The sequence below is a fragment of the Corynebacterium sp. genome, assembly GCF_012837295.1.
GTDB lineage: Bacteria > Actinomycetota > Actinomycetes > Mycobacteriales > Mycobacteriaceae > Corynebacterium.
Genome location: NZ_DURI01000012.1, coordinates 1 through 1,614 on the forward strand (window position 1 = coordinate 1; position 1,614 = coordinate 1,614).

The window sequence follows — 1,614 nt, forward strand, 5'->3', positions numbered from 1 at the left end:
CGGCGGGCCGTCGTCAAGCAAAAAGCCCTGCATCCGGCCGAATCCGGCCGACCGACGGCGGCTACGACTCGGCTTCGTGCCAAACGATCAACGCTCCCGAGTAGCAAACCTGACCACCTGCGGTTTTCCGGGCAGCGACGGATGAGCGTCGATCATTCGACACCAACGTTCGACCGCCGCCCGACCCGTGCCCGCCGGCGAGCCCCGCCGTGCACTCAACCCCGGACGCTTCCGGGCTTTCGCGCACCGAATCGCCCGAAGCGTCCGGGGTTAAGTGCATGAGCCCGTCGGGGGAGGTTTCGGCGGGCCGTCGTCAAGCAGGCGAAGCATCCCGCCGAATCCGGCCGTCCGAAGGCACCTACGACCCGGCTTCGTGTCATTAGATCAACGCTCCCGAGTAGCAGATCTGACCACCTGCGGTTTTCCGGGCAGCGACGGATGAGCGTCGATCATTCGACACCAACGTCCGCCCGCAACCGCCGGCGCCCACGCGATCGACCGCCATCCGCCGAATCTGGCCGACCCACGCCCGGCCGACGCCCGACCTGCGTCTGCGGATGAGCCCGTCGGGGGAGGTTTCGGCGGGCCGTCGTCAAGCAGGCGAAGCATCCGCCGAATCCGGCCCGCACCCCCACCGGACTGGATACCGTTGCGCCATGACCTCCCGAGACACCGACGCGACCACGCGCGAGCACTCCACCGCCGCCACCGGCCCCGCCGCGACCGCCGCCGACGCCCCCGTGACCATCTCCTACGAGGAGATCGACGGCGCCCGCATCGCCGTGGTGTCGCTGAACCGGCCGGCCAAGCTCAACGGCCTGACCATGGCGATGCTCCGGGGCCTCGACGAAGCCGCCAAATCCCTGCGACGCGACCGCGACCTGCGCGGCGTGATCTTCGCCGGTGCCGGCGACTCCTTCTGCGCGGGCCTGGACTTCGGATCGGTGCTGAAAAATCCGATGGACATCGTCAAGGCCTTCGCCCCGAACCCGCTGGCCGGCGACGGCGCGAACCTGTTCCAGCGCGTCTGCTGGGAGTGGCGCCGCCTGCCCGCGCCGGTCATCGCGGTGGTCCACGGGCATTGCTACGGCGGCGGCGTGCAGTTGGCGCTGGGCGCGGACTTCCGGGTCACGGCAGCCGACGCCCGATGGTCCGTCCTCGAGGCCAAATGGGGCCTGATCCCCGACATGTCCGGCGCGCGCACGCTGGCCGATCACGTCGGCGCCGAGCAGGCGCGCTGGCTGACCATGACCGGCCGCGAACTGACCGGCGCGGAGGCCGTCGAGGTCGGGCTGGCCACGGAAACGACCGAGTCGCTTGACGACGCCCACTCGCGAGCCCGGGAAATTCTCCGTGAATTGATGGGCCGTTCCCCCGACCAGCTCGCGGCGACGAAGTCCCTTTTCAACCACGCGTGGCGCTCGCCGCGGGCGACGTTCCGCGCGGAGCGATTCGAGCAAGCCAAGCTGCTGCTCAGCGAAAACGCCGCCCGGGCGCGCACCGCCGCGATGAAGAAGGCACCGCCGAACTTCGTGCGCCGGGGGACGTGGGCGTTCGGGGCGAAGAAGAAGTAGTCCCCGGCCCACGCCCGCACTCCAGGGGACGTGGGCGTTC

Annotated in this window: 1 protein-coding gene; it reads left to right on the forward strand. The window is 70.1% G+C overall.

The genetic code is table 11. The features are described from left to right. The first annotated feature begins 656 nt into the window (after nucleotides 1-656). The gene (locus GX015_RS00355; protein ID WP_291341925.1) at nucleotides 657-1,574 is read left to right on the forward strand and encodes a crotonase/enoyl-CoA hydratase family protein; all 918 of its coding nucleotides are present in this window, start codon (nucleotides 657-659) and stop codon (nucleotides 1,572-1,574) included. The last annotated feature ends 40 nt before the right edge of the window (nucleotides 1,575-1,614 follow it).